The organism is Photobacterium aquae (genome assembly GCF_001029445.1).
GTDB lineage: Bacteria > Pseudomonadota > Gammaproteobacteria > Enterobacterales > Vibrionaceae > Photobacterium > Photobacterium aquae.
In genome coordinates, this window is record NZ_LDOT01000024.1 from 67375 (window position 1) to 92540 (window position 25166).

A 25166-nucleotide genomic window follows, 5' to 3' on the forward strand; every position below is an offset into this window, starting at 1 on the left:
GGAGCCTGTGATGTCGGAAAAGCCCCAATCTCGCCTGTTGACCAAACGGCGCTTCCTGCCTTACTTCCTCACTCAGGCGCTTGGGGCATTCAATGACAATGTCTATAAAAATGTCCTGCTGCTACTGATTGCCTTTGCTGCGCCTAGTGCCCTGCCGTTTGAGAGCGATCTGATCATCAACTTGGCTGCTGGGCTCTTTATCCTGCCCTTCTTCCTGTTCTCGGCAAGTGCCGGAGTCCTGTCTGACATGTATGACAAAGCCGTGATTATGCGGGTAGTCAAAATGGCCGAAGTGGTTATCATGTCACTGGCAGCACTGGCCTTGATCAGTGAAAACTATGCCATTCTCCTCATCTTATTATTTCTTATGGGGACTCAATCGGCATTCTTCGGGCCGGCAAAATATTCCCTGCTGCCACAGCACCTGAAAAAAGAAGAGCTGGTGTCTGGCAATGCACTGGTTGAAACCGGTACATTCTTGGCCATCCTGCTCGGTACTCTGATTGCAGGCATGATTGCCAACCAGGCCGATGCCAACATTATCGCCGCTATAAGCGTTGTCACCTTTGCGGTACTCGGCTATCTGACATCAAGGTGGATCCCCGAAGCCAAGCCAAGCAATCCACACGGCAGCTTCCGCTGGCAACCCATAAAGCAAACACGACACACGCTGGCTATCGCACGTAAAGACAAAGTCATCTTCCAGTGCGTGATGGGGATCAGTTGGTTCTGGTTCCTCGGCGCGTGCTACCTCACCCAATTCCCGAACTTTGCCAAATTGCACCTTGCCGGCAATGCCGCGGCGGTCTCGTTCCTACTGGCCCTATTTTCGATTGGAATTGCCGTTGGCTCACTGCTTTGCGACCGCCTTTCAGGACACCGTATCGAACCGGGCATCGTCCCTTTGGGCAGCTTGGGGATCACGGTCTTCGGTGCCGGGCTGATGTTCTCCACCCCGAGCTCAATGCCGGAGAATATCGGGTTTATCGAATTTATCAGCCATCCCGACTTATTCTCGGTCTTTGTTTGCCTGATGATGCTAGGCGTTTCAGGCGGGATATTCATCGTCCCGTTATATGCCATGATGCAACAGCGTGCCAAAGACAGTGAACGCTCGCAGATTATTGCCGCCAACAATATCTGGAATGCCATATTCATGGTGGCCAGTGCCATTACCGGGATTGTTTTCCTCTCCGTCCTCGGCTTCAATATCCCTGAGTTTTTCCTGTTTCTCTCCGTGCTTAACTTCGGCGTGGCAATCTATATCTATATCCAGGCTCCGGATTTCTTCTGGCGATTTCTGGTATGGATGGTCAGCCACACCATGTACCGGGTCGAGCACCAAAATCTGGCCAATATCCCGGCCAAAGGCGGCGCGCTTATTGTCTGCAACCATGTCAGCTACATGGATGCCTTGCTGCTGGCCGGGGCCTGCCCGCGCCCCATCCGTTTTTTGATGGACAGGGATATCTACAACTTGCCCCTGATCAAGACCTTCTGCCGGGAGTGCAAGGTGATCCCAATCGATGCCACAGACCGTCGCTCGATAATGAAAGCCTTCGCTGAAGTAAACCGACGGCTAGAGCTCGGAGAGGTAATCTGCGTCTTCCCCGAAGGGCAGCTTACCTACGATGGGGAAATTGGCCCTTTCATGCGTGGTATCGACCTCATTATCAAGCGCAGCCCCGTGCCGGTGATCCCCGTCGCCCTACAGGGGCTATGGGGCAGCTATTTCAGTCGCGAAGGCGGCAAGGCCCTGCTGAAACGGCCAAAGCGTTTCTGGTCGAAAATCAATATTGTTTTCGGCAGCCCAATCAATGCAAGTGATGCCGACAGCGCAACCCTACGCGAACAGGTAGCCCAGCTACGTGGCGAAAGTCGATAACGGCTCTTCATTGCGAATAAGCGGATATAAGCAGATAAATAAAAAGGCCAGCTCCCAAGAGCTGGCCTTTTTGGCAATAATAACAAGATAATAATAATTACTGCGTCGTCAGCCACTGAGCGAGCATGGCACGCGATATTTTTATCCCGCCACCCAATGTCTCCGGTAACGGCAGATAACGAACAGGCCGACGATAGCCGCTAACCTGCTCGGCCATATAATCCGCCAGACGCTCGGCCAACTCAGACGTGAACGGTTGCCCCGAGGCCACCAGCGCCACCGGACGGCTCCCGAACTCATGGTCCTCGACAGGCAAAACGAACACCTGATCGACCTCAGGGTGAGCCATCAGAACTTTTTCAATCTCTTCTGGCTGAATGTTCTCGCCACCGGAAATAAACATATTGTCAGCACGGCCGGAAATATGCAGCTCTTCATCCTGCCAGAAGGCCAGATCCTTAGTCGCAAACCAACGCACACCGTCAAACTCGGTTTCACCAGCGGGGAAAATCATCCGATTACGGTAATATCCCAAGCAGAGCGTCGCACCGCTCACCCATGCCTCACCATTTCTCACCGCCACATTACGGTTAGGCAATACATAGCCAACCCCCGTGCTCTGATCAGCCAGTTTAGCCGTGACCGTCGAAGCCATTTCGGTCATGCCATAGCCACACCAGCATTCGATTCCAGCCGCTCTGGCCTGTTCAGTCAAACTCACCGGGATCACGGCTCCGCCGAGGAGGACCCGTTTCAACGCCAAATTAGTCGGCCTTCCTCCAGCCAGTAGCCGCTGAAGCTGGGTAGGCACCAAGGAAGCATGGGTAACGCCGGCCAACGATTGCTCCAGCTGCTGAGGCGGGCACAATACCAACCGGGCACCACGCAGCAGCCAGCGCCATACAATCGCCAAACCAGAAATATGGAACAGCGGCAATGACAACAGCCAACTGTCGTCGGCATCAAACGCCATCCGTTCGAGCAAACCCTCGGCACTGCTCAAATGGTTTTGGGCCGAATGCACCACGGCCTTTGGCAATCCTGTCGAGCCAGAGGTCAACGTCAAGGTTGCCGCTCGCGTCGGCTGCCATGTCACGGGCACCAGCCTTGGCTGTTTGGCCGGCAATAATTGCAGCCGGGTATATCCCGATGGTACGCCAGCTTGTTTCGACGGATACCACACAAAATCACAGGCCAATGCAGCTAATTGACGCTCCAGTTCCACCGCAGAAAAACGCGGGTTAATGACCACTATCCGGGCTCCGACGCGCAATGTCGCCAACAGCAACCAAACCACAGACACAGAATTCGCAGCCACAACCGCGATGAGCTGGTCGCGCTTCACCCCCTGTTCGATCAGCCCCTGGGCATAATCATCCACCCGCTGAGCAACTTCCGCCCAACCAAACGACTGGCCATCAAACGACAGAGCGACCGCTGAGGGCCGCTCTGCTGCCCAATACTGCCAGGGCCAGGTCGGGAAATGGGATTCAATCACTTCCGCCATTACTTACCTTTACTTATTATAAATTGCCCTAAACCGTACCGTTAGGCTTGCCAAACAACCGGCAACGACGCCAATGACGTCACTGGCAATTCGCAACCCGGCCACGGCATTTCAAGCTGGGCCATGAACAGCTGCATGGTGTCCAACCCAGGAATAACCCCCGGGGTCTGCCATGCGGCAAGACGTGCCAACTGATTAAGGCCAAGGCTGCTTTCCATACTGGAACTCACCACCGCGACAAGACCCACGGCCTGTGCCTGCGCAATAAGGTCGATACAGCGCGCCACGCTTCCCACCAAGGTCGGCTTGATAACAATTGCCGCAACACCCGGTTCAGCCTTCACTTCAAAGCCTTCGTCGCGTACCGTTTCATCCCATGCGATGCTAATACCGGTCTCTTGGGCAAAAGCCAAGCTGTCGGCAGGGTTCATGCACGGCTCTTCGAGGAACGCGATTCCACCGCGGTGCTCGGGCTTCACATACTTGGCAAACTGCTGGGCTTTCAATGGCGTCCACTGACGGTTGGCATCAAGACGCAGGCGTACACCCGGAATAGCCTCGATAAACATGTTCGCAACCATGCCGTCACGAACCGCTTCGTACATACCCACTTTGATTTTAGCGACCTTCTCCCCTTCCATTTCATTGAGGGCAATCACCAAATCATCAGGGTCACCGGCACACAGCGGGGCAACCTGATAGTTACCGTCTTCCGGCAGTTCGCCAGCCAACGTCATGGCAGCCATGCTTAGGCCAAACGCAACAGAAGGTATTGCTGACTCTAGATCCCATGCCTCACCAGCCACCCACTGGGCCAGCAGTGCCTTGGCCTGCTCACCGGCTTGCTCAGCCGTCTCGTGGCTGAATTCCGGCAAGGGAGCAATTTCACCATAGCCAGTACACTCACCGTCTTTAAGCTCGACAATCCAACCGTCACGGTTAACCAATCGCTGAGTTCGCAGGATCACGCCGCTATCCATCGGCAACTGGTATTGGTAGAGTTTTGCACTACGCATTGTTCATTCCATCTTATTGATTAATATCTGCCGCAAGGTGCCTGCGAACGCATCGGGTTGTTCGGCATGGACATTGTGCCCCGCTCCGCCAATCACCGAGTGGTCAAGTGCAGACTGGCTTGCCAGAGTTTTGAATTTGGTGTCGTTCTCGCCGCAAATGTAATGCACGGGCATCGTCAGCCCAGTCAAAAGCGGCAGCAAAAACGGCTGTTTGGCCAACGATGTAGCCTGTAACATATGTGCTATAGCAACCCCAAGGTTATCACTGCGTTTGGCGATAAAACCTTGTCTTTGGTCATCATTGAGAGATAAAAAAACCGGCTGTCGATACCAGTCCGCCAGCACCGAATCCAGCGACTCGGTGGCAAATCGCCGCGACCAGCACAGATCATTTTTCCAGCGAGGCTCACGTTCAATCTCCGGCAGACCGAAATTCCCGCCTTCGACAACCAAGCCTGCAAGCCGTGGGGGGCCGAACTCGTTATCGACCTCGCCGCCTGCCTCGCCAGCTACCTCGCTATCGGTTTCAGCGGGCAGATAACAGCTGGCATAATACATTGCGATCCGAGCGCCCAGCGAATAGCCAACCAAGACATAACGGCGGATGCCTCGCGCACGCAGCGTCGCCGATAATTGCCGGCAGACATCATCAAAACCATCTGCACGGCACCATTTGCTGTGCCCGTGCCCCGGCAAATCAATACTCAGGCATGGCCAGTGCGTCGCCATCTCAGCAATCACTCGCTGCCAGTCGCGCCCGCTTCCCAACAAACCATGAAGAAAAACCAGAACCGGACGCTCTGCCGCCAACGGTGACGAGCAACCAAATGACTCGCTATAAAGCCGACTAGAGCAATGCGGCATCGCGGACCTCGGCAAACAACGCCTGCAAGCGGCTGCCGCTGTCACCGGCTGGGGTCTGAATTTCAATAACCGTTGTACCTGAGTTTACCAATGCCTGCTCACAAGCCTGCTGGGCATCTTGCAGCGTTGCCGGGCAAACATAATCCAACCCGAACATTGCGGCGGCATGACTAAAGTCTAACCCGTGGGGCATTCGGTAGAACTGTGCCTTTTCCTGCTCAGGGACCGGCAGCATATCGAAAATCGCCCCGCCGTCGTTATTGGTCACCAGTACCACCAACGGGAAATCCTGCTGGCGCAACAGCGCCAGCGAATTCAAATCATAAAGCAGCGAAGTGTCACCAAGTACGCACAGCATCGGTGCCAACTGCGCCCGCTGCACCCCGGCAGCAGTGGCAATCAAGCCATCGATCCCCGAGGCCCCGCGATTGGCAAAAGTAGCGGTTTCCGGCATTTGCGCAAACATATCAAGCAAACGCACAATCAGGCTGTTACCCAAAAAGACCGTGGTATTTTGCGGTACCCAATCCATCATGTCGGCAGCTAGACCCAACTCATTCAAGCCACCGTTTTTATCAGAGGCCAATTGCTGGCAACGCAAGGCGGCAGCTTTCAGTGAATCCGCCCAACCGTGATACTCACCGCACTGGCCTGCCTGCATCAATTCAGAGGCCATCGCGGCAGCAAATTGTGCGATACCCGCCTGTAGCCGCAAAGTACAACGGAAACTCGGGTCAAGCGGCACATCCAGCGGGTCCACCAGCCAGTAGTGCTGTAACGGGTTGGACGCAATAAACTGACCAAGGCGTTTCGATACCAAACGCCCGCCAAACTGGAGCACCACCTCGGCTTCGGCCAGTTTCGCTCGGCACGCGGCATTTTGCATCCAAACGTCAAAACCGAACCAATCACTGGTTCCCCCTGCCTGCGGGTCCACCAACAACGGCCAGCCCAAAACCTCGGCCAACACCTTGACTTGCGCCAACTCGCCCGGCGCCATCCGCCCAGCCACCAGTACCCCCTTGCGCGACACGCAATCCTGCCACGCAGGCACGGCACACCCCGCCATCGGAGACGGATAAACCGTCAGCGGCAAAGACGAGGATTGCCAGCGGGCAACAGGCTGAAGGTAATCCGAAAAGTCCTGATCACAGCCATACAGCGGCTCAGGGTAATGGCAATTGAAATGAACGGCACCACCACGTACAGCCTGCTGCTGCATCGCTTTGTCCACTGTAGACAACAGCCATGCTGGACTGATCGACATCGTAGGGGAAGGTATATCTTCAAAGGCCGTCACATGGGTGGAAAAAATACCATGCTGGCGAATAGCCTGATTGGCCCCGCACTGAATCAGCTCGGTAGGACGGTCAGAGGTAAGCAGGACCAGCTTCTCACCGGTCAGGCCGCTCTCGGCAACAGCGGGAAGCAAATTGGCCACCGCCGTACCGGAAGTCACAACGACTGCCACCGGCTGGTCACTGGCCTTTGCCAGCCCCAGCGCGAGAAATCCGAGACCGCGTTCGTCAAAATGGGTATGGACGGTCAATCCGCCATGACGGGCCGCCGCCAGCGTCAACGGGGTCGATCGCGAGCCCGGAGCAATACAGATATGTTTGACACCCAACCTGAAAAGCTCTTCGAGCATCAAACTTGCCCATAGTTGGTTCAAGGCAGCCCGGCTTTCGAGCCCCTGCGGTAAAGTCGCAACTGTCATGCCGTCTTGCGCTCCCAATCCGTTTCATCACTACCGAACAAGCTGCACAAGGTTGAGGTTTTCCGGTCCAACTCCTTCCATTCGCTGTCGGCGGTCGAGCCAGGGACAATCCCGGCGCCAGCAAACAGATGAAGCTGGTCGCCCATAATCAGCGCACTGCGAATTGCCACGCAGAACTCGCTGCGCTGTTGGCTGAGAAAACCAACCGAGCCGCTGTACCAACCTCGGGCAAACGGCTCGTGCTCAGTGATAAAATCCAATGCCTTGTCGCGGGGCAAACCGGCAATCGCCGCTGTCGGCTGGAGGCTTTCCAGCAAGTCCGCACTGTCTACATCGCTGTTGAGCTGGGCATCGATGCCTCGCTTGAGGTGCTGAACCTTGCGCAACCGGATCAGTTCTGGGGTCTCAGCCACATTCATGGTATCGCAGCATGCCTCGAGGCGACTGACAATATCATCAACCACAAGGCGGTTTTCATACCGGTTCTTATTGTCATCAAGCAGCCATTGTGCCAACCGGTTATCTTCCGCAGGGCTATTGCCCCGTCCGATCGTTCCCGCCACCGCCTCGGTCAGCAATGCTCTCTCCTGACGCAAAAACAGTCGCTCGGGGGTCGAGCCGACGAAGCAGTGCTTGGCATCAAGGGCCATCATAAAGTGAAAACTGTGATGATTGCTGCTCCGGCTGGCCTTCAGCAACTGGGCTGGCGCAACGGGCGTATCGAGTGTTAGCGTTGTCTTACGCGCCAAAACCACTTTTTCGAATACTTTCTGGGAGATCGCCTCAAGGGCGTTGCTGATCATTGTCGACCAACCAGAGAAATCTGGCGAATAGGTCCGGCCAAGGATCTTGCTCTTTATCTCCAACACCTCACTCGATTCTATGCTGAGCTGAGACAAGGCAGAAAGCACCTTGCTTGTTGATTCTGGAGAGATATTGACAGCAAGATACCAGTCACCGTCCGTCCGGGCCAACTCGGCCACAGGCAGGAAAAAGAACGACGGGAGGCAACGCTGGTTGCGTGCCGTTCGTCCGTCAAAGGACTGGCCACCCCAGATGCGTTGCTCGGGAGCCAAGATTTTCTCGGCAGCTTTCGGATCGGTAAAGGTTTTGATTTGGCCAAGCGCAACGACCTCTTCGCGTCCGTCACGTGACTGCCAATAGAATTTAGGAAACAGCGGCTGGCTGTCTAGCCAGTCTATCAAGTCGGTATTTGCCGGAAGCTCCAGCTTTACCATTAATCGTTGAGTTGTCGGTGCGGATTGTTGAATTTTTCTAATTAAGAACTCAACGGCTTGTTGTAACGCGGTCAAGGTAACCTCACTCAGCTCTCAAGCACTAAAAAAGGCTCATCCCTGGCTGATGCTTTGCTGCTAATCGTTAGCATATCACTTGCTTTGTATGGCTGTTATGGTTGCAGTTTCGTTGCAAAATACCGCATGTAGCAAGCCCTCGGCCCACCTACGGCAACCATACAATGAATAAGCCATTCTACATCAGTTATCGTATTCTGACTAATAAAGTAATGACTCAACACGAATTTTCACATCTCATCATATACCTACGATGTTTAGTTTCTTACCACTCTCATCTCGGCATACGCAACCACTCCACCAAACTGTACACCAATGTGTCCAATGCAGGGCAAAACCTCGGTTCTATATTGGTTAAATCCCGAGCAGAACCACGCAAAGTAACATTTCCTACTGCTTTCCAAGCCAATCGAGCCTAAAAAAACCGCCAAAGTAGCGTAATCTTTCACCCAAGGAAGAATTTAATAATATAAAAAACTATTTATCCCTATATTCACCCGATAGGTGTTTATTTTATAGGGTTTCATAGTGTAATTTGTGGATATTCACTAAAAGTTACAGAGTATCAGCCAATGCATAACATCGGGATGTCATCCAAACTCAATAATGTCTGCTACGACATTCGCGGGCCCGTCCTCAAACATGCCAAGCGCATGGAAGAGGAAGGAAACAAAATCCTCAAGCTTAATATTGGTAACCCTGCCCCGTTTGGTTTTGACGCCCCAGATGAAATTCTGGTTGACGTAATCCGCAACTTGCCGACCTCGCAGGGGTACTGTGATTCCAAAGGGATCTACCCGGCTCGCAAAGCCGTTGTCCAGCACTACCAAAAACGCGGCATGCGCGATATCGATGTCGAAGATGTCTATATCGGCAACGGGGTATCCGAGCTGATCGTCATGGCTATGCAGGCACTGCTCAACAACAACGACGAAATGCTGATCCCGTCACCGGACTACCCGCTGTGGACCGCAGCCGTTTCACTGTCAGGCGGCAAGGCCGTGCACTATGTCTGTGATGAGTCGTCTGACTGGTATCCGGATCTCGACGATATCCGCAAGAAAATCACCCCGAACACCCGCGGCATCGTGCTGATCAACCCGAACAACCCAACCGGCGCGGTTTACAGCCGTGACTTCCTGCTGGAAATCGTTGAAATTGCCCGTCAGCACAAACTGGCTATTTTCGCCGACGAAATCTATGACAAAATCCTTTACGAAGGTGCGCAGCATACATCCATTGCCTCGCTGGCAGACGATGTGTTCTGCGTGACGTTCAATGGCCTGTCGAAATCATACCGCGTGTGCGGCTTCCGTGCTGGCTGGATGGTACTTTCTGGGCCGAAGCACGTTGCCAAAGGCTACATCGAAGGGTTGGAAATGCTCTCTTCTATGCGCCTGTGTGCCAACGTGCCGATGCAGCATGCGATTCAAACCGCGCTCGGCGGCTACCAGAGTATCAACGAGCTTATCCTGCCGGGCGGTCGCCTGCTTGAACAGCGCGACAAAGCCTACGAACTGCTGACCTCGATCCCGGGTGTTTCATGCGTCAAGCCGAAAGGCGCGCTATACCTGTTCCCGAAACTGGACCAGAAGAAATTCAACATCATCGACGACCAACGCATGGCGCTGGACTTCCTCCAGCAGGAAAAAGTGCTGATCGTCCACGGTACCGGCTTCAACTGGAAGCAGCCAGACCACTTCCGTATCGTTACCCTGCCACGGGTCGACGACCTCGAGCTGGCCATCGGCCGACTGGAGCGCTTCCTGTCAGGCTACCGCCAGTAATTTCAAACCCCGCTTCTGCGGGGTTTCTTTTATCCGCTTGGCTATCCATTCCCTCGCTATACTTATACCCAACAAATTTACTATTGACCCGTGTCCAGATCTGGTAACGTAATCCTGTCAGCTACCTTACATAAACCAGCGGTACAATCCTCAATATCACGCGATACCAACAAGAAGTAGATCATGAAACAGAGCCATTTTTTTGCACACCTCGCCAGGATGAAACTCATCCAACGCTGGCCGCTCATGCGCAGCGTCGAAACCGAAAATATCTCCGAGCACAGCCTCCAAGTCGCCTTCGTCGCCCACGCCCTCGCCCTGATCAAGAACCGAAAATTCGGCGGCAACACCAACCCCGAGCGCATAGCCCTGCTCGGCATGTTCCACGATTGCAGCGAAGTACTCACCGGTGACATGCCAACGCCAATCAAGTACTACAACCCGGCCATTGCAGAGGAATACAAGAAAATCGAACTGGCAGCAGAGCAAAAACTGTTATCGATGCTACCGGAAGAGTTCCACGACGATTATGCCCCGCTGCTCGATAGTCACCGTATCGACAAAGACGACTACGCCATCGTCAAACAGGCCGACAGCCTTTGCGCCTACCTCAAATGCCTCGAAGAGCTCAATGCCGGCAACCACGAATTTACCTCCGCCAAAAAGAACCTCGAAAAGACCCTCGCTGACCGCTCAACACCGGAAATGCGCTACTTCCTCGATACCTTTGTCGACAGCTTCAACTTAACTCTGGACGAAATCAGCTAATGACAATGTTAACCACAACAGTACCTTCCGGTGAAATCTGGGAAGCACGCAAAAGCAACGAACAAAAGATGCGCCGCAACGACCACCGTTCGGCCTTCCAGCGAGACCGGGCAAGAATTCTTCACTCGGCCGCCTTTCGCCGCCTACAGGCGAAAACCCAAGTCCACGGCGCCGGACACCATGATTTCTACCGCACCCGCCTGACCCACTCCCTTGAGGCATCGCAGATCGGAACAGGGATCGTCGCCCAGCTAAAAATCAAGCAGCCCGAATTTCGCAACCTGCTCCCCTCCACCAGCCTGATGGAAAGCCTGTGCCTAGCTCATGATATCGGCCATCCCCCTTTTGGCCACGGCGGTGAAGTGGCGCTCAATTACATGATGCACGAATTCGGCGGCTTCGAAGGTAACGCCCAAACATTCCGTATCGTCAGCCAGCTCGAACCCTACACCGAACACTACGGGATGAACCTGTCACGCCGTACCCTGCTCGGCCTGCTCAAATACCCGGCTTTCATCAGCCAGACCCAAGCCAGCGAACAGCCGGCACCGGTCCATAATTTCCGTCACCTCAAGGCTCGCGACTGGCACCCGGCAAAAGGGATCTACCATGACGATGCCGATACCTTCAACTGGGTACTGGAACCCCTGAGCAGCAACGACCGAACCCTGTTTAGCCAGATGCGCGCTGCTGATATCGGCCCGCGCGAGCACAACAAAACCCAATTCAAATCACTAGATTGCTCGATCATGGAATTGGCCGATGATATCGCCTATGGCGTGCATGACTTGGAAGATGCCATTGTGATGGGAATCGTCAACCGCGACCAATGGCAGGAAGCGGCGGCCAGCAAGCTTGCCGATTGTGGCGAGTACTGGCTTGAAGAGCGAATCGGCACGCTTAGCGACCAACTCTTTGGCAACCACCACCAGCGCAAGGATGCCATCGGCGCGATGGTCAACGCGCTGCTGACCTCGATCCATATCGCACCGGCAATCCAGAACGGTATCGACAGCTACGATGAGCCGCTGCTCAAATGGAACGCTTTCCTCACCGAACCGATGGAGCAGGTCCTCAATGTCCTCAAGCAGTTCGTTAGCCAGTACGTCGTTCACAAACCCGACATCCAGCTGGTTGAATACAAAGGCCAGCAGCTGATCATGGAGCTATTCGAAGCCTATGCCTCCGATCCCGAACGACTGCTGCCTGAAAGCACCCGAGCACGCTGGCGCGAGGCACAAGGCAGCGGAGGAAACCCGCACCGGGTGATTGCCGATTATATTTCCAGCATGACCGATGGCTATGCCCAACGCCTCTACAGCACCCTGTTCCAGCCCTCTACCTCATCATCGTTCGGGCTCGACGGACATGGATTCTAGGAGGCGCCGTAGTTTTTCTGGTAGACCCCTGCAGGCATCTGCTGGATCTGGAACTCAATCATCTTGTTGAAGGTGTCGATAAGGGGCAAGTACTTATCCGTTTCACCGTCCATCACCGATAGGGCAAGGAAACCGGCCTCTACGGTCGACACCCCTTCTTCACGCGGGGACTTGCGGATCCGGTAGTTGCCTTTTTCGACATTGTCCAACATCACCGACGGCAACTGCTGCAGGTTGCTGGACAGCTGCCACATCTTATAGGCTTTCTTCCACGTGCCATCGAGCAGGATCAATGTCCGTACCCCGTCCGTCGCACTCGCTGCGTCTTGCGGGCACAGGCTAGAGATGGGAACCGCCTGCTCACCGGGGTATACCACCCATGTCTGCCGCCCCGGCTCAGCCAGCAAATGGTTAATTTCCTCGTGCAAGGAAAAGTCCTCTCCAACCCACAATCGGCTGTTAGGAAGCGACAACGACAGGATTCTGGCTGTACCAATTGCCCGTTTAACCTCGCTTGGGTGTTGTAATATCCAAAGTTCGGTTTTAGCATCAATAACTTGGATCCAACGGCAAATACAGGCTTTCTTCGCCTTGCCGCATTGCTCACAGTAACGACTCATCGAGGTTGCCTTGTCTTTACGTATTTCAGTACTCATTGTGATCGCCTTAATGGCATTAGCACAACTGCCGTTCATCCAGCCGCAGTTGGTCTGGCAGAGCGACATGATTAAAAATGGGGAGTTGTGGCGGATTATCACCGGTAACCTCACCCACACCAACTGGCCCCACATGATAATGAACAGCATGGGATTGGCAATTATAACCTTCTGTTTTCGCCATCACCTGAGCCCTAAACGGTTATTCCTGCTACTTCTCGGACTTTCCGCCTGGGTAGGATGCGCATTGTTTGCATGGCCGACAACTTGGTACGCAGGGCTGTCAGGAGTACTTCATGGCCTATTTGCCTGGGGGGCGCTGGCTGATATCAAACAACATGACAAACTCGGTAAATGGTTACTAGCAGCGATTGTTGCCAAAATTCTATGGGAGCAGTTTTTCGGAGGAGCCGCCAGTTCAGCACAACTGATCGGGGCCCGTGTAGCGGTCGAAGCGCATCTTGCTGGCGCACTGGGCGGAATTGTATTCGGGGGGCTGGCATCAATGGCCAAAAACAAAGCCACAACACCCAAAGTCTGACTCTGATAATACAAAACAAAGGAGAACCACACACTTCTCTCCTTCGCAGGGTAAAGCTATAACACTCGGGGTCGCCTACAGCTGAATCCGCTTACGGTTCTTCTCCACCGTAGCAGGGCCGATCCCTTTCACCTCGGACAATTGCTCTATCGAGGTAAACTTGCCATTTTGGGTCCGGAACTCAATGATGCTTTGAGCCTTCTCCGGCCCAATACCCACCAACAGCTCATCCAGCTCCTCGGCATTGGCGTCATTGATATTGACGGTGATTTCTATTCCCTCATGACTGCTCTCTGCAGCCAATACCGCTGTGCCCGGATAACACAGACAAGCCAGCAGCAGCAAAATCCCTTTCAGTGACTGTTTCATTCATACTCTCCTTTTAATGTTTTTGTCATGTTTGTACCATCGTGCCAAACATAACCAGAGTGGTGGAGTGCACTCCGGCGAGTAAACAGTCAATTATTTTCAGGCCCTAAAAAAACGACGGGCCACACAAGGTGGCCCGTCTGACTAACGTAATAATTACCTGTTAGTTTGCAGCTGATTGCTCTTCCACTGGGAAGCTCACTTCCGATGTATTGCGCAACACCTGTAGGGTTGTCATCACATCTTGCTGAGCAAGCATCTGAGCATACTGCTGGCCTAGCTGGCTATCTGCCGATACTGGCTGAACAGTGGCTTCAACCACCTTGTCCAGTTCGATGATCAGCATGTCACCCTTGGCATCGCGGGTCATACCGTAAACAGGCTTGCCGTCTACTGGTTTCGCCAAGCTAAAGGCTACCTGAGCAACCATAGGCTCTGCACTGGTACGAGTCAGCATTTCAGGTACAGAGAAGCTCAGACCTTCTTCAGCGACTACATCTGCCTTGCCATCACGCAGGGCTGCCAGTAGTTCGTCGGCTTTCGCCTGCGCCTGCTCCTGGCCTTTCTGCTGTGCTAGCTGACTCTTAACCTTGGCAGATACCTCTTCGAAAGGAAGCACCGCTTCATCACGAGAGTCATCAACGCGCACTACAACCACGTGCTCAGGTGCAATCTCAATAATATCTGAGTTCAGACCATCTTCACGAACTTCTGGGCTGAACAGCGCCTGCAATACCGCAGGGTTGTTAAGCACACCCGGGGCATCCGCATGCGAGAAGTAACCCGTAGCATGCACCTTGGCATTAACGGCTTCGGCTGCATCATCCAGCGAATCTGGCATTTCGAACGCCTTCTCTGCTAGCTGAGTCTGCAAGTCGTAGAATGCTTCTGCCGCACGCTGCTCGCGCAGGTCAGCAATGATTTCATCACGTACCTGATCGAATGGCTTCAGCTTCGATGGCTTCACGTCTTCCAGCTTGATGATATGGAAACCGAAATCAGATTCAACCACGCCGGAGATCTGGCCTTTATCCAAGGCAAATGCTGCGTCTTCAAAAGCAGGATCCATCACGCCACGCTCGAACCAGTCCAGCTCACCGCCGTTCTTAGCACTGAACGTATCCGCAGATTCTTTCTCAGCCAATGCAGCAAAATCCGCACCGCCTTTCAGCTCTGCATCCAGCGCTTCAGCCTTGGCCTTCGCCTCGCTACCACGGCCTTCAACAAGGATGTGGCGAACCAAACGCTGCTCGGCTGAACCAAACTTGGCTGGGTGCTCGTCGTAGTATGCCTTGGCATCTGCATCGCTAATCACCAGCGTCTGCTTCAGATTGTCACCAGACAGTTCGATATACGCCGCTTTCACCTGATCAGGACGCGTGTACATCTCTGAATTCTGTGCGTAGAACTCTCGGGCTTCCTCGTCAGTCACTTCGACTTTATTGGTAAAGTCAGCCACATTCAGAGTAAGCGTACGTACTTCACGCTGCTGCTGCTCAAGCTTAGTCAGCGCAGTCAGCTCATTGCTCAGGGCAAAATCGCTGCTTTGCAGAGCACGAAGCAATTGCTGGCGAAGCAGGTCAGTACGCATCGATTCGGCAAACATGTCAGGTGTCATACCGGCACGGCGCAGCAATGTGTTGTACTGTTCGTTATCAAATGTACCCATGCGCTGGAATTCAGGCATTGCCAGAATAGTCTGACGAACCTGCGCATCGCTGATACGCATACCCAGCGCCTTCGCACGCTCTTCGATAAGCAGATCGTTCACCATACGATCCAGCACGCTGCGGCGGAACTGTTCAACGTAGGCAGGATCACCCATCAACGTCGAGAAATAGTCGCCTAGCTGGCTTTGCATACGGTTACGCTCGTTCTGATATGCCATCTCGAATTCGCGCTGACTGATCTCACGGCCATCTACTTTAGCAGCTACTTGCTGACCGCCGCTGGCAAGGTAACTACCTACACCTGCAAAAACAAAAGAAAGAATAATGAGTCCAAGAATGATCTTGACCCAAATGCTGCTTGCGCCTTCGCGCATACGCTCCATCATAATTTGCCGTATCTCCTACTGATTCGATTTGGCATAGCGGTGAAGAAAGCTAACAGGGCGAGACCTGAAATAATTTTCACACTGTCAAAGTAAAAAAAGCGCACCGATTGGATGCGCCCTTTATCATGCCAAGCTGCTACGCACATTCAACTTGAAGTTGTATCGCTATGACAACTTGAATAAGTCTTTGTTCCAAAAAACAAACGGGCATCAACCCGGTGCTTAGTTTACAGAATCTTTTAGCGCTTTACCCGCTTTAAAACCAGGTACTTTTGCTGCTGCAATTTGAATTTCCGCGCCCGTCTGAGGGTTACGGCCAGTACGTGCTGCACGCTCGCGAACAGAAAATGTACCGAAGCCTACAAGAGCAACCTGATCACCCGCTTTTAGGCTATCAGATACGGCTTCGATGAAGGCATCAAGAGCACGTCCTGCAGATGCTTTAGAAATGTCTGCATTTTCGGCGATTTTATCAACTAGTTGAGTTTTGTTCACGATCTCATCCCCTCTATGAACACTATCCGTGCAAGGCCTTCTGGGCAAAATACATGTCACGGATAAAAATATATAAGGTCTAATTATATCAGCACAGAACACCAATAATCTGGCAAGCGTTGATATTATTGAGCTAACAGCAAATTAAAACTAACTTATAGCTACACAAAAAAACGCTGACAAGGCTTTTTAGCCCTGAAAGCGTTTTTTCATACATTAACTTTGCTGCATGTCACTGTTTTGTGCGTTGACCAGTTCAATGCCTGCTGGGTTGTTCTGAAGCGCTATCGTCAGCACCTCGTCAATCCAGCGCACTGGGCGTACTTCCAAATCAGCAATCACGTTGTCTGGGATCTCTTCCAGATCACGTTCGTTCTCTTTCGGGATCAGCACTGTTTTGATACCGCCACGGTGGGCAGCCAGCAACTTCTCTTTCAAGCCGCCAATCGGCAACACTTCACCACGCAGGGTAATTTCACCCGTCATGGCCACGTCACCGCGTACCGGGTTGCCCGTCAGGCTCGATACCAGTGCCGTACACATCGCGATACCGGCACTCGGGCCGTCTTTCGGTGTTGCGCCCTCAGGCACGTGTACGTGGATATCACGCTTCTCGTAGAAGTCTGGCGCAATACCCAAATGCTCTGCACGGGTCCGGACAACGGTCATCGCCGCCTGAATCGACTCCTGCATCACATCACCTAGCGAACCGGTGTAGGTCAGCTTGCCCTTGCCCGGCATAGATTCGGTCTCGATGGTCAGCAGATCACCGCCCACTTCGGTCCATGCCAAACCGGTTACCTGACCAATACGGTTGCTGTCTTCCGCTTTACCGTAATCGAAGCGCTGCACGCCGAGGTAGTCTTTCAGGTTCTCCTGATTAACAACCACTTGCTTGGTTTGCGGATTCAGCAGGATCTCTTTCACCGCCTTGCGGCATAGCTTAGAGATCTCACGCTCAAGGCTACGCACACCCGCTTCGCGCGTGTAGTAGCGGATAATGCCGATCAGTGCGGAATCATCAACGTCAATCTCGCCGGCTTTAAGGCCATTACGCTGGATCTGCTTGCCTAACAGGTGACGCTTGGCAATGTTCAGCTTCTCGTCTTCGGTATAACCCGACAGACGGATCACTTCCATACGGTCAAGCAGCGGGCCTGGGATATTCATTGAGTTCGATGTCGCCACGAACATCACATCCGACAGGTCATAGTCAACTTCCAGATAGTGGTCGTTGAACGCATTGTTCTGCTCGGGGTCAAGTACCTCAAGCAAGGCTGAGGCAGGATCGCCACGCATGTCAGAGGACATCTTGTCGATTTCATCAAGCAAGAACAGTGGGTTCTTCACCTCGACCTTGGCCATTTTCTGGATCAGCTTACCCGGCATCGAACCGATATAGGTACGACGGTGACCACGGATTTCCGCTTCGTCACGTACGCCACCAAGAGCCATACGTACATACTTACGTCCGGTAGCTGCAGCAATCGACTGACCCAGCGATGTTTTACCAACACCTGGAGGCCCAACCAAACACAGGATCGGACCTTTCAGCTTGTTGATTCGGCTCTGAACCGCCAAATACTCAAGGATACGTTCTTTGACGCGCTCAAGGCCGTAGTGATCGGCGTTCAGTACTTCCTCGGCCTTCGCCAAGTTTTTCTTCACTTTTGAACGCTTGTGCCACGGCACGCTAAGCATCCAATCGATATAGCCACGTACCACCGTTGCCTCGGCAGACATCGGCGACATCATCTTCAGCTTCTGCAGTTCTTGCTCGGTCTTCTCGCGCGCCTCAGCCGGCATCTTCGACTCTTCGATCTTCTTCTTGAGTGATTCGAATTCGTCCGGTGCATCGTCAAGCTCACCCAGCTCTTTCTGGATCGCCTTCATCTGCTCGTTGAGGTAGTACTCGCGCTGGCTCTTTTCCATCTGCTTCTTGACGCGGCCGCGGATGCGCTTTTCCACCTGCAGCAGGTCAATCTCAGACTCCATCATCGCCATCAGGAATTCCAGACGCTCGACGACATCGGTGATTTCCAGCACTTTTTGCTTATCTGCCAACTTAAGAGGCATATGCGCAGCAATGGTGTCAGCAAGACGTGCCGCCTCATCGATACCGTTTAGCGAGGTCAGAACTTCCGGTGGGATTTTCTTGTTGAGCTTGATAAAGCCTTCAAACTGGTTGATGGCGGTGCGCACAAGCACTTCCTGCTCGCGCTCATCCATCTCTTCTGTCACCAGGTACTCTGCGTCAGCATAGAAGAAATCATCATCGCTAAGCGTGTGAACCTTGGCGCGTTGTTGACCTTCAACCAACACTTTAACTGTACCATCAGGCAGCTTCAGCAACTGCAAAATCGTTGCTATCGTACCGACGTTGTAGAGATCATTGATCGATGGCTCATCAGTCGCCGCTTCCTTCTGGGCAACCAACAGAATTTGTTTATTATCATCCATCGCCGCTTCTAGGCAGCGAATCGATTTTTCCCGTCCTACAAACAATGGAATAACCATATGCGGGTAGACAACCACATCACGCAGTGGCAGAACGGGGATCTCAAGGCGTTCCGAACGCTCCAGGTTCATATTATTCTCTCTTCCGTTCACTCTATTACTGAGTATATGGGGGCTTGGGGACAAGATTCAACGGGATATGCGGCAGAAAATAAAAAAGGAGGCCAATGCCTCCTTTTTTTCGTCACTCTGTGCAGAGTTTACTCAGCGCCAGCGGCTTGATTTTCAGTGTTTTCGTAAATCAGCAAAGGCTCAGACTCGCCCTTAATAACTGATTCATCGATAACAACCTTACTTACGCCTTCTGCCGAAGGAAGCTCGTACATAGTGTCGAGAAGCACGGCTTCAACAATCGAACGCAGGCCACGGGCACCCGTCTTGCGCTCCATTGCCTTGCGGGCAATCGCAACCAATGCATCGTCACGGAACTCAAGCTCGACATTTTCCAGCTCAAGCAACGCACCGTACTGTTTGGTCAGGGCATTCTTTGGCTCGCGTAGGATCTGAACCAATGCGTCTTCGTCCAGCTCGCTCAGGATCGCCGCCACAGGCAGACGACCGATGAACTCAGGGATCAGGCCGTATTTAACCAAATCTTCTGGCTCAACCTTCTCGAACAGATCGCTTAGCGTACGTGACTCGTCTTTCGAGCGAACATCGGCACCAAAGCCGATACCCGTACCCGTAGACACACGTTGCTCAACAACCTTGTCCAAACCGGCGAATGCACCACCACAGATGAACAAGATCTTCGACGTATCAACCTGCAGGAATTCCTGCTGCGGATGCTTACGACCACCCTGCGGCGGCACCGATGCAACAGTACCTTCGATCAGCTTCAGCAATGCCTGCTGAACACCTTCGCCCGATACGTCACGAGTAATCGATGGGTTGTCCGACTTGCGGGAAATCTTGTCAATTTCATCAATGTAAACAATGCCGCGCTCGGCCTTAGCTACGTCGTAATCGCATTTTTGCAAAAGCTTCTGGATGATGTTCTCAACATCTTCACCCACGTAACCCGCTTCAGTCAGCGTGGTTGCATCGGCCATGGTGAACGGAACATCCAGCATACGTGCCAAAGTTTCGGCAAGCAGCGTCTTACCACTACCGGTAGGACCGATCAGCAAGATATTACTCTTGCCCAGCTCAACACCCTCACTGTTGGTATCGCCATTGCGCAGACGCTTGTAGTGGTTATAAACCGCGACTGCCAGAACCTTCTTCGCATGGTTCTGACCAATAACATACTCATCCAGGTTGGAACGAATTTCCTTAGGTGTCGGAAGTTCGCTGCCATCGCGCTTTGGCATCACTTCTTTTATTTCTTCGCGAATAATGTCATTGCACAAGTCAACACATTCGTCACAAATATACACAGAAGGGCCTGCAATCAGCTTGCGAACTTCATGCTGACTTTTGCCGCAGAAAGAGCAGTACAGCAGTTTTCCACTACCACTCTCTTTTCGCTTATCTGTCATTCGCTAACCTCTTCATGGGGATTCCCCCGTCATTGCCTTGTTTTGAGTGTATAACAACTAAAGCCGTTTTGCCCCGTTACCATGACAGCAAAACGAACCATCAGGTAAACGGGGCAAATAGCTGTTTTAGCTGCGGTGGCTCAAAACAGCATCGACCAAGCCGTACTCAACAGCCTGCTCAGCCGACATAAAGTTATCACGATCAGTATCGCGCTCAAGCACTTCCAGCGGCTGGCCGGTGTGTTCGGCTAACAGGTTATTCAAACGCTGCTTGATCGTCAAAATTTCCTGAGCATGGATCTGAATATCAGAAGCCTGGCCTTGGAAACCGCCTAGTGGCTGGTGAATCATAACGCGGGAGTTAGGCAGGCAGTATCGCTTGCCTTTCGCGCCGCCAGCCAGTAGGAAAGCACCCATTGAACAGGCTTGGCCCATACAAACAGTGCTTACGTTCGGCTTGATAAACTGCATGGTGTCGTAAATTGACATACCCGCCGTTACCGAGCCACCTGGAGAGTTGATGTACAGGAAAATATCCTTGTCTGGATTTTCAGATTCAAGGAACAAAAGCTGTGCAACGACCAGGTTGGCCATATGATCTTCAACCTGACCGGTCAAGAAGATCACACGCTCTTTTAGCAGTCGGGAATAGATGTCGTAGGAACGTTCACCACGAGAAGTCTGCTCGACCACCATAGGAACCAGCGCATCCAAAATCGGCGACATAGCGTTTTTTTCTTGGTAGCTCATAACGTTATTTCCCTAAAATAAATGGCCCGAATGAAATTGCTCTCACACGGACCATTGTTAGCAGAAGATTTAACGTAAAGTCAAATCTCTACAGCAATTTCAGCTAATTAAGCAGCTGGCTGGTTCATTAGCTCGTTGAAGCTAACTTCTTTCTCAGAAACCTGAGCTTTTGCCAGTAGCGCATCAATTGCCTGCTCTTCCAGAGCAATGTTACGCATGTTGTTCATCATCTGCTCGTTCTGCTCGTAGTAAGCAACAACTTCTGTTGGATCTTCGTATGCAGAAGCCATGTCAGCGATGATTGCTTTAACGCGCTCTTCGTCAACTTTCAGCTCTTCAGACTTGATTACTTCACCAAGAAGAAGACCAACAACTACGCGACGCTTAGCCTGCTCTTCGAACAGTTCGCGAGGTAGCTCAGGAGTGTTCTGCATGTTGCCACCGAAACGCTGTGCAGCTTGCTGGCGAAGAACGTTGATTTCCTGATCGATAAGTGCAGCAGGAACAGCGATATCGTTCTGCTCAACTAGGCCGTTAAGAACCTGATCTTTGATGCGAGCTTTAGTTGCTTGCTTCAGTTCACGTTCCATGTTCTTGCGAACTTCAGCTTTAAGCGCGTCAACAGAACCGTCTTCAACGCCGAACTTAGCAACGAACTCTTCAGTCAGTTCAGGTAGCTCTTGCGCTTCAACTTTGTGTAGTTTGATAGCGAAAGATGCTGCTTTACCTTTTAGGTTTTCAGCATGGTATTCTTCTGGGAAAGTTACTTCTACAGTGAACTCTTCGCCAGCTTTCTTACCTACGATACCGTCTTCGAAACCTGGGATCATACGGCCCTGGCCCATAGCTAGTGCGAAGCCTTCAGCTTTGCCGCCTTCGAACTCTTCGCCGTCGATAGAGCCAGTGAAGTCGATAGTTACACGGCTGCTTTCTGCTGCGGCTTCTTCAACTTCTTTCCAAGTTGCCTGCTGCTTGCGCAGAGTATCTAGCATCGCATCAACGTCTTCAGCTTTAACTTCTACAGCTGGTTTCTCAACAGCGATCTTGTCTAGGCCAGCTAGTACGATCTCTGGGAATACTTCGAAAGACGCTTTGAATACTAGGTCTTTGCCTTCTTCGATTTCAACTGGAGTGAAAGTAGGTGCACCCGCTGGGTTGATCTTCTCTTTCACGATAGCTTCGATGAAGTGACGCTGCATTACTTCGCCCAGGATATCCTGACGAACTGAAGCACCAAACATACGAGCAACCATTTTCATCGGTGCTTTACCAGGACGGAAACCATCGAAACGACGATTCTTAGCAATTTTCTTCAGCTCAGCATTCACAGCGTTTTCGATGTTAGCTGCTGGAACTGTGATAGTTAGATGGCGTTCTAGACCTTCAGTGGTTTCAACGGTAACTTGCATTATTTTAACCTCAAAACTTACTCAGTGTTCTCTGAGTGATGTTGCCGATCAGCTTGGCTGACGGTGGCATCCTTTCGTGTTATGGCCGGCAACCACGCCAGTACCATAACGCCTTAATTCTGATAATTCCCCTCATTGCAGCGTATGCAAAAGCGAGGCAAATTAAAAACGCGGTATTATAACGGTCGCATCCCGATTCGTCGAGACAAGAGCCTCCGCAATTCAACCTTTCACACAAGATAGGGGCAAAAATTCCATTTACAAGGGAAAAGTTTAAAAAAATCGCATCCCATTACGTTTTTTTGACCATGCGTTGATTTATCCGATTCAATTGCCTTCCCATTGCTGTTTTTTACATCAGCCAATTAGCTCACCCTTCGCGACTGATCCAAGGCCACCGCCAGTCAGTAAGAAAAGAGATAATCAAAAGGGGGATAATAATGAAACACTTTATCGTCGGCGCCTCCGGCGGCATTGGGCTGGCGCTGGTCGGCAGGAGTATAGCGCACGGGAATCAGGTTACCGCCCTAACCCGGCAAGCCTCCCCCAAATTGCTCGAACTGCGCCAAAGCGCCCCACGGCAACTGGCCATTATTGAGGGGGATCTGCTGACGGACACTGCTGAAACACAAAGTAAACTCAACGGCCTGTTTCGTCGTTTCGGGAAGCCGGACTGGACTATCAATGCCGCGGGCATACTTCACCATGGTCAATCAATGCCAGAAAAAAAACTCGACGACGTCACTCCTGATTCTTTCCAGCGCAATCTAGAGGCTAACACCTACCTAAGTATCGCCCTCGCTCAGTACCTAGCCACAGGCTACCAACGAGCTGACCCTTTCCGCTTCATCTGCCTGTCAGCATTGGTTGGCTCTATTAGTGATAATCGAACCGGTGGCTGGTACAGCTACCGTATGAGCAAAGCGGCCCTCAATATGTTTGTCAAAACACTCAGCCATGAATGGCGGCGCCAATATCCCAACGCTATCGTAGCCGCTATTCACCCGGGAACAACCGCAACAGACCTCTCAGCCCCGTTTTGGGCAAATATCGCCGACGGGAAACTCTTCAGCCCATCGCTAACCGCAGAGCGGTTGCTTACCCTTATCGCCACTATACCCAATACCGGCAGCGGGCAGTTTTTCCATTGGGATGGCACACAAATAAGCTGGTAGCGCAACGCAGGCCGCGAACAACGACCATCTCCAAGCGTCAACGCCACGAACTCAGACAATAGTCAGCAGAAAGGCAGAAAGGGAATTTCAGACATGAAAAAGCCCGCAGCAAGATACTTGCTGCGGGCTAGAATACGCTGGCGCGCCCTGCAGGATTCGAACCTGCGACCACATACTTAGAAGGTACGTGCTCTATCCAACTGAGCTAAGGGCGCGTCATGGTGCCACCATTGTGCGGTGGTACGAGGGGAATTATACGTAGCCGTCAGTGAACGTCAACGCCTTTTCCCCTATTTTCCGAGCATTTGCAATCAAACGTTCAAACATAAAGCAATCCGGGGGGAAATATCGCAAATTGACACCTTCATCACCAACCAACAAGATTAACAATACACCCAATAGTTTTATCAACTTTAACCAAAATACAAATAGCAAACGTTTGCGATGTGGATTTAGTCAAAAAACTCTGCGACAATATGCAGCGCCGTGACAGCACAGGCTAATCATCCTCTCTGCATGTGCATAGTCAAACCTGACAACTGATATCGCTCAGCAACCTCTGACGAAAGGAACACCATGGCCGCTCAAATTATCGATGGTAAACTCATATCTCAAACTGTCCGCCAAGAAGTCGCAGCTCGCGTAAAAGCCCGAATCGAGGCGGGGCTACGCGCTCCTGGACTAGCGGTCATTCTGGTCGGCCAAGATCCTGCCTCCCAAATCTATGTTGCCAGCAAGCGCAAGGCCTGTGACGAAGTTGGCTTTGTGTCCCGCTCGTACGACCTGCCGGCCACGGCCACCGAAGCCGAACTGCTAGATCTCATAGATACTCTCAACAATGACCAAAACGTTGACGGTATTTTGGTTCAGCTCCCACTACCGGCTGGCATCGACAGCACAAAAGTGCTCGAGCATATCGATCCAGAAAAGGATGTGGATGGTTTCCATCCTTTCAATGTCGGTCGTCTGTGCCAGCGTATTCCCAAGTTACGCTCCTGCACCCCGAAAGGTATTATGACCTTGCTTGAGCGTTACAATATCGAGGTTAGGGGCAAGCATGCCGTGATTGTCGGCGCATCCAATATCGTCGGCCGCCCTATGACACTGGAAATGCTGCTGGCAGGGGCGACCACAACAACCTGCCACCGCTTTACTCATGATCTAGAGAGTCACGTCCGCCAAGCCGATATTCTGGTCGTAGCCGTGGGCAAGCCCAATTTCATTCCTGGCGACTGGATCAAAGAAGGGGCCACCGTTATCGATGTCGGTATCAACCGGCTCGACAGCGGCAAATTAATCGGGGATGTTGAGTACGATCTAGCACAGCAAAAAGCCCGCCATATTACTCCGGTTCCTGGCGGTGTTGGGCCAATGACCGTGGCCACCCTGATCGAAAACACCCTCCACGCCTGCGAACTATTCCATAGCAAGTAAATCCGCAGTCACAGTAAATAACAAAAAGTCCCTGTGTCATAAAACAC

Annotated in this window: 20 protein-coding genes and 1 tRNA gene; 7 read left to right on the forward strand and 14 right to left on the reverse strand. The window is 52.3% G+C overall.

Features of this window, described 5'->3' with window-relative positions:
• Positions 1–10: 10 nt before the first annotated feature.
• Positions 11–1885, forward strand: a complete 1875-nt coding sequence (locus ABT56_RS16940; RefSeq protein WP_047880090.1) for an MFS transporter — start codon at positions 11–13, stop codon at positions 1883–1885.
• A gap of 97 nt (positions 1886–1982) precedes the next feature.
• Here ABT56_RS16940 and menE read toward each other — a convergent pair whose 3' ends face one another.
• From menE to ABT56_RS16965, 5 genes are read right to left on the reverse strand one after another with little or no spacing between them, the layout of a single operon-like run.
• The gene (menE, locus tag ABT56_RS16945) at positions 1983–3392 is read right to left on the reverse strand and encodes an o-succinylbenzoate--CoA ligase (RefSeq protein WP_047880091.1); all 1410 of its coding nucleotides are present in this window, start codon (positions 3390–3392) and stop codon (positions 1983–1985) included.
• 41 nt (positions 3393–3433) lie between these two features.
• On the reverse strand, positions 3434–4408 hold the full coding sequence (gene menC, locus ABT56_RS16950) for an o-succinylbenzoate synthase (RefSeq protein WP_047880092.1): 975 nt from the start codon (positions 4406–4408) through the stop codon (positions 3434–3436).
• A 3-nt stretch (positions 4409–4411) separates the two neighbouring features.
• Positions 4412–5272: a 2-succinyl-6-hydroxy-2,4-cyclohexadiene-1-carboxylate synthase gene (gene menH, locus ABT56_RS16955; RefSeq protein ID WP_047880093.1), complete on the reverse strand. Its 861-nt coding sequence runs from the start codon at positions 5270–5272 to the stop codon at positions 4412–4414.
• Positions 5256–6989: a 2-succinyl-5-enolpyruvyl-6-hydroxy-3-cyclohexene-1-carboxylic-acid synthase gene (menD, locus tag ABT56_RS16960; protein WP_047880094.1), complete on the reverse strand. Its 1734-nt coding sequence runs from the start codon at positions 6987–6989 to the stop codon at positions 5256–5258. Before menD ends, menH begins: the two co-directional genes overlap by 17 nt.
• A complete protein-coding gene (locus tag ABT56_RS16965; protein ID WP_047880095.1) occupies positions 6986–8302 on the reverse strand; it encodes an isochorismate synthase in 1317 nt (438 codons plus the stop codon). The genes menD and ABT56_RS16965 overlap by 4 nt, the downstream gene beginning before the upstream one ends.
• 572 nt (positions 8303–8874) lie before the next feature.
• Between ABT56_RS16965 and ABT56_RS16970 the strand changes: the two genes are divergently transcribed.
• From ABT56_RS16970 to ABT56_RS16980, 3 genes are all read left to right on the forward strand, one after another.
• On the forward strand, positions 8875–10089 hold the full coding sequence (locus ABT56_RS16970; RefSeq protein WP_047880096.1) for a pyridoxal phosphate-dependent aminotransferase: 1215 nt from the start codon (positions 8875–8877) through the stop codon (positions 10087–10089).
• A 183-nt stretch (positions 10090–10272) separates the two neighbouring features.
• Complete coding sequence (yfbR, locus tag ABT56_RS16975) at positions 10273–10857, forward strand: 5'-deoxynucleotidase (protein WP_047880097.1); 585 nt, start codon at positions 10273–10275, stop codon at positions 10855–10857.
• Positions 10857–12236 carry an anti-phage deoxyguanosine triphosphatase gene (locus ABT56_RS16980; RefSeq protein ID WP_240478341.1) on the forward strand — a complete coding sequence of 460 codons (1380 nt, stop codon included), beginning with the start codon at positions 10857–10859 and terminating at the stop codon, positions 12234–12236. Before yfbR ends, ABT56_RS16980 begins: the two co-directional genes overlap by 1 nt.
• On the opposite strand, the gene ABT56_RS16985 is transcribed toward ABT56_RS16980, so the two are convergent.
• Entirely contained in the window at positions 12233–12856 is a 624-nt protein-coding gene (locus ABT56_RS16985) for a tRNA-uridine aminocarboxypropyltransferase (RefSeq protein WP_047880154.1), read from the reverse strand. The two genes, ABT56_RS16980 and ABT56_RS16985, sit on opposite strands and share 4 nt — an antisense overlap.
• 49 nt (positions 12857–12905) lie before the next feature.
• Here ABT56_RS16985 and rrtA point away from each other — a divergent pair, with 49 nt between their 5' ends.
• A complete protein-coding gene (rrtA, locus tag ABT56_RS16990) occupies positions 12906–13433 on the forward strand; it encodes a rhombosortase (protein WP_047880098.1) in 528 nt (175 codons plus the stop codon).
• A gap of 75 nt (positions 13434–13508) precedes the next feature.
• On the opposite strand, the gene ABT56_RS16995 is transcribed toward rrtA, so the two are convergent.
• From ABT56_RS16995 to tig, 7 genes are all read right to left on the reverse strand, one after another.
• Positions 13509–13802 carry a ComEA family DNA-binding protein gene (locus ABT56_RS16995; protein ID WP_047880099.1) on the reverse strand — a complete coding sequence of 98 codons (294 nt, stop codon included), beginning with the start codon at positions 13800–13802 and terminating at the stop codon, positions 13509–13511.
• A 163-nt stretch (positions 13803–13965) separates the two neighbouring features.
• Positions 13966–15858, reverse strand: a complete 1893-nt coding sequence (gene ppiD, locus ABT56_RS17000) for a peptidylprolyl isomerase (protein WP_047880100.1) — start codon at positions 15856–15858, stop codon at positions 13966–13968.
• Between the two features lie 222 nt (positions 15859–16080).
• Complete coding sequence (gene hupB / locus ABT56_RS17005; RefSeq protein ID WP_047880101.1) at positions 16081–16353, reverse strand: nucleoid-associated protein HU-beta; 273 nt, start codon at positions 16351–16353, stop codon at positions 16081–16083.
• A 216-nt stretch (positions 16354–16569) separates the two neighbouring features.
• The gene (lon, locus tag ABT56_RS17010; protein WP_047880102.1) at positions 16570–18942 is read right to left on the reverse strand and encodes an endopeptidase La; all 2373 of its coding nucleotides are present in this window, start codon (positions 18940–18942) and stop codon (positions 16570–16572) included.
• A 128-nt stretch (positions 18943–19070) separates the two neighbouring features.
• Complete coding sequence (gene clpX / locus ABT56_RS17015; protein WP_047880103.1) at positions 19071–20351, reverse strand: ATP-dependent protease ATP-binding subunit ClpX; 1281 nt, start codon at positions 20349–20351, stop codon at positions 19071–19073.
• A 126-nt stretch (positions 20352–20477) separates the two neighbouring features.
• Positions 20478–21101: an ATP-dependent Clp endopeptidase proteolytic subunit ClpP gene (gene clpP, locus ABT56_RS17020; protein WP_047880104.1), complete on the reverse strand. Its 624-nt coding sequence runs from the start codon at positions 21099–21101 to the stop codon at positions 20478–20480.
• A gap of 107 nt (positions 21102–21208) precedes the next feature.
• Complete coding sequence (gene tig, locus ABT56_RS17025; protein ID WP_047880105.1) at positions 21209–22510, reverse strand: trigger factor; 1302 nt, start codon at positions 22508–22510, stop codon at positions 21209–21211.
• Between the two features lie 440 nt (positions 22511–22950).
• Between tig and ABT56_RS17030 the strand changes: the two genes are divergently transcribed.
• On the forward strand, positions 22951–23685 hold the full coding sequence (locus ABT56_RS17030) for an SDR family NAD(P)-dependent oxidoreductase (protein ID WP_047880106.1): 735 nt from the start codon (positions 22951–22953) through the stop codon (positions 23683–23685).
• A 138-nt stretch (positions 23686–23823) separates the two neighbouring features.
• Here the strand turns inward: ABT56_RS17030 and ABT56_RS17035 are convergent.
• Positions 23824–23900: transfer RNA gene (locus tag ABT56_RS17035), tRNA-Arg, on the reverse strand.
• Positions 23901–24261: 361 nt separating this feature from the next.
• Between ABT56_RS17035 and folD the strand changes: the two genes are divergently transcribed.
• Positions 24262–25119, forward strand: a complete 858-nt coding sequence (gene folD / locus ABT56_RS17040; protein ID WP_047880107.1) for a bifunctional methylenetetrahydrofolate dehydrogenase/methenyltetrahydrofolate cyclohydrolase FolD — start codon at positions 24262–24264, stop codon at positions 25117–25119.
• Positions 25120–25166 lie beyond the last annotated feature (47 nt).

Excerpts from the sequence above, each read along its gene's own strand:
- ABT56_RS16940 (WP_047880090.1), top strand. The coding sequence starts at position 11 with ATGTCGGAAAAGCCCCAATCTCGCCTGTTGACCAAACGGCGCTTCCTG.
- menE (WP_047880091.1), bottom strand. The coding sequence starts at position 3,392 with ATGGCGGAAGTGATTGAATCCCATTTCCCGACCTGGCCCTGGCAGTAT.
- menC (WP_047880092.1), bottom strand. The coding sequence starts at position 4,408 with ATGCGTAGTGCAAAACTCTACCAATACCAGTTGCCGATGGATAGCGGC.
- menH (WP_047880093.1), bottom strand. The coding sequence starts at position 5,272 with ATGCCGCATTGCTCTAGTCGGCTTTATAGCGAGTCATTTGGTTGCTCG.
- menD (WP_047880094.1), bottom strand. The coding sequence starts at position 6,989 with ATGACAGTTGCGACTTTACCGCAGGGGCTCGAAAGCCGGGCTGCCTTG.
- ABT56_RS16970 (WP_047880096.1), top strand. The coding sequence starts at position 8,875 with ATGCATAACATCGGGATGTCATCCAAACTCAATAATGTCTGCTACGAC.
- yfbR (WP_047880097.1), top strand. The coding sequence starts at position 10,273 with ATGAAACAGAGCCATTTTTTTGCACACCTCGCCAGGATGAAACTCATC.
- ABT56_RS16980 (WP_240478341.1), top strand. The coding sequence starts at position 10,857 with ATGACAATGTTAACCACAACAGTACCTTCCGGTGAAATCTGGGAAGCA.
- ABT56_RS16985 (WP_047880154.1), bottom strand. The coding sequence starts at position 12,856 with ATGAGTCGTTACTGTGAGCAATGCGGCAAGGCGAAGAAAGCCTGTATT.
- rrtA (WP_047880098.1), top strand. The coding sequence starts at position 12,906 with ATGGCATTAGCACAACTGCCGTTCATCCAGCCGCAGTTGGTCTGGCAG.
- ABT56_RS16995 (WP_047880099.1), bottom strand. The coding sequence starts at position 13,802 with ATGAAACAGTCACTGAAAGGGATTTTGCTGCTGCTGGCTTGTCTGTGT.
- ppiD (WP_047880100.1), bottom strand. The coding sequence starts at position 15,858 with ATGATGGAGCGTATGCGCGAAGGCGCAAGCAGCATTTGGGTCAAGATC.
- lon (WP_047880102.1), bottom strand. The coding sequence starts at position 18,942 with ATGAACCTGGAGCGTTCGGAACGCCTTGAGATCCCCGTTCTGCCACTG.
- clpX (WP_047880103.1), bottom strand. The coding sequence starts at position 20,351 with ATGACAGATAAGCGAAAAGAGAGTGGTAGTGGAAAACTGCTGTACTGC.
- clpP (WP_047880104.1), bottom strand. The coding sequence starts at position 21,101 with ATGAGCTACCAAGAAAAAAACGCTATGTCGCCGATTTTGGATGCGCTG.
- tig (WP_047880105.1), bottom strand. The coding sequence starts at position 22,510 with ATGCAAGTTACCGTTGAAACCACTGAAGGTCTAGAACGCCATCTAACT.
- ABT56_RS17030 (WP_047880106.1), top strand. The coding sequence starts at position 22,951 with ATGAAACACTTTATCGTCGGCGCCTCCGGCGGCATTGGGCTGGCGCTG.
- folD (WP_047880107.1), top strand. The coding sequence starts at position 24,262 with ATGGCCGCTCAAATTATCGATGGTAAACTCATATCTCAAACTGTCCGC.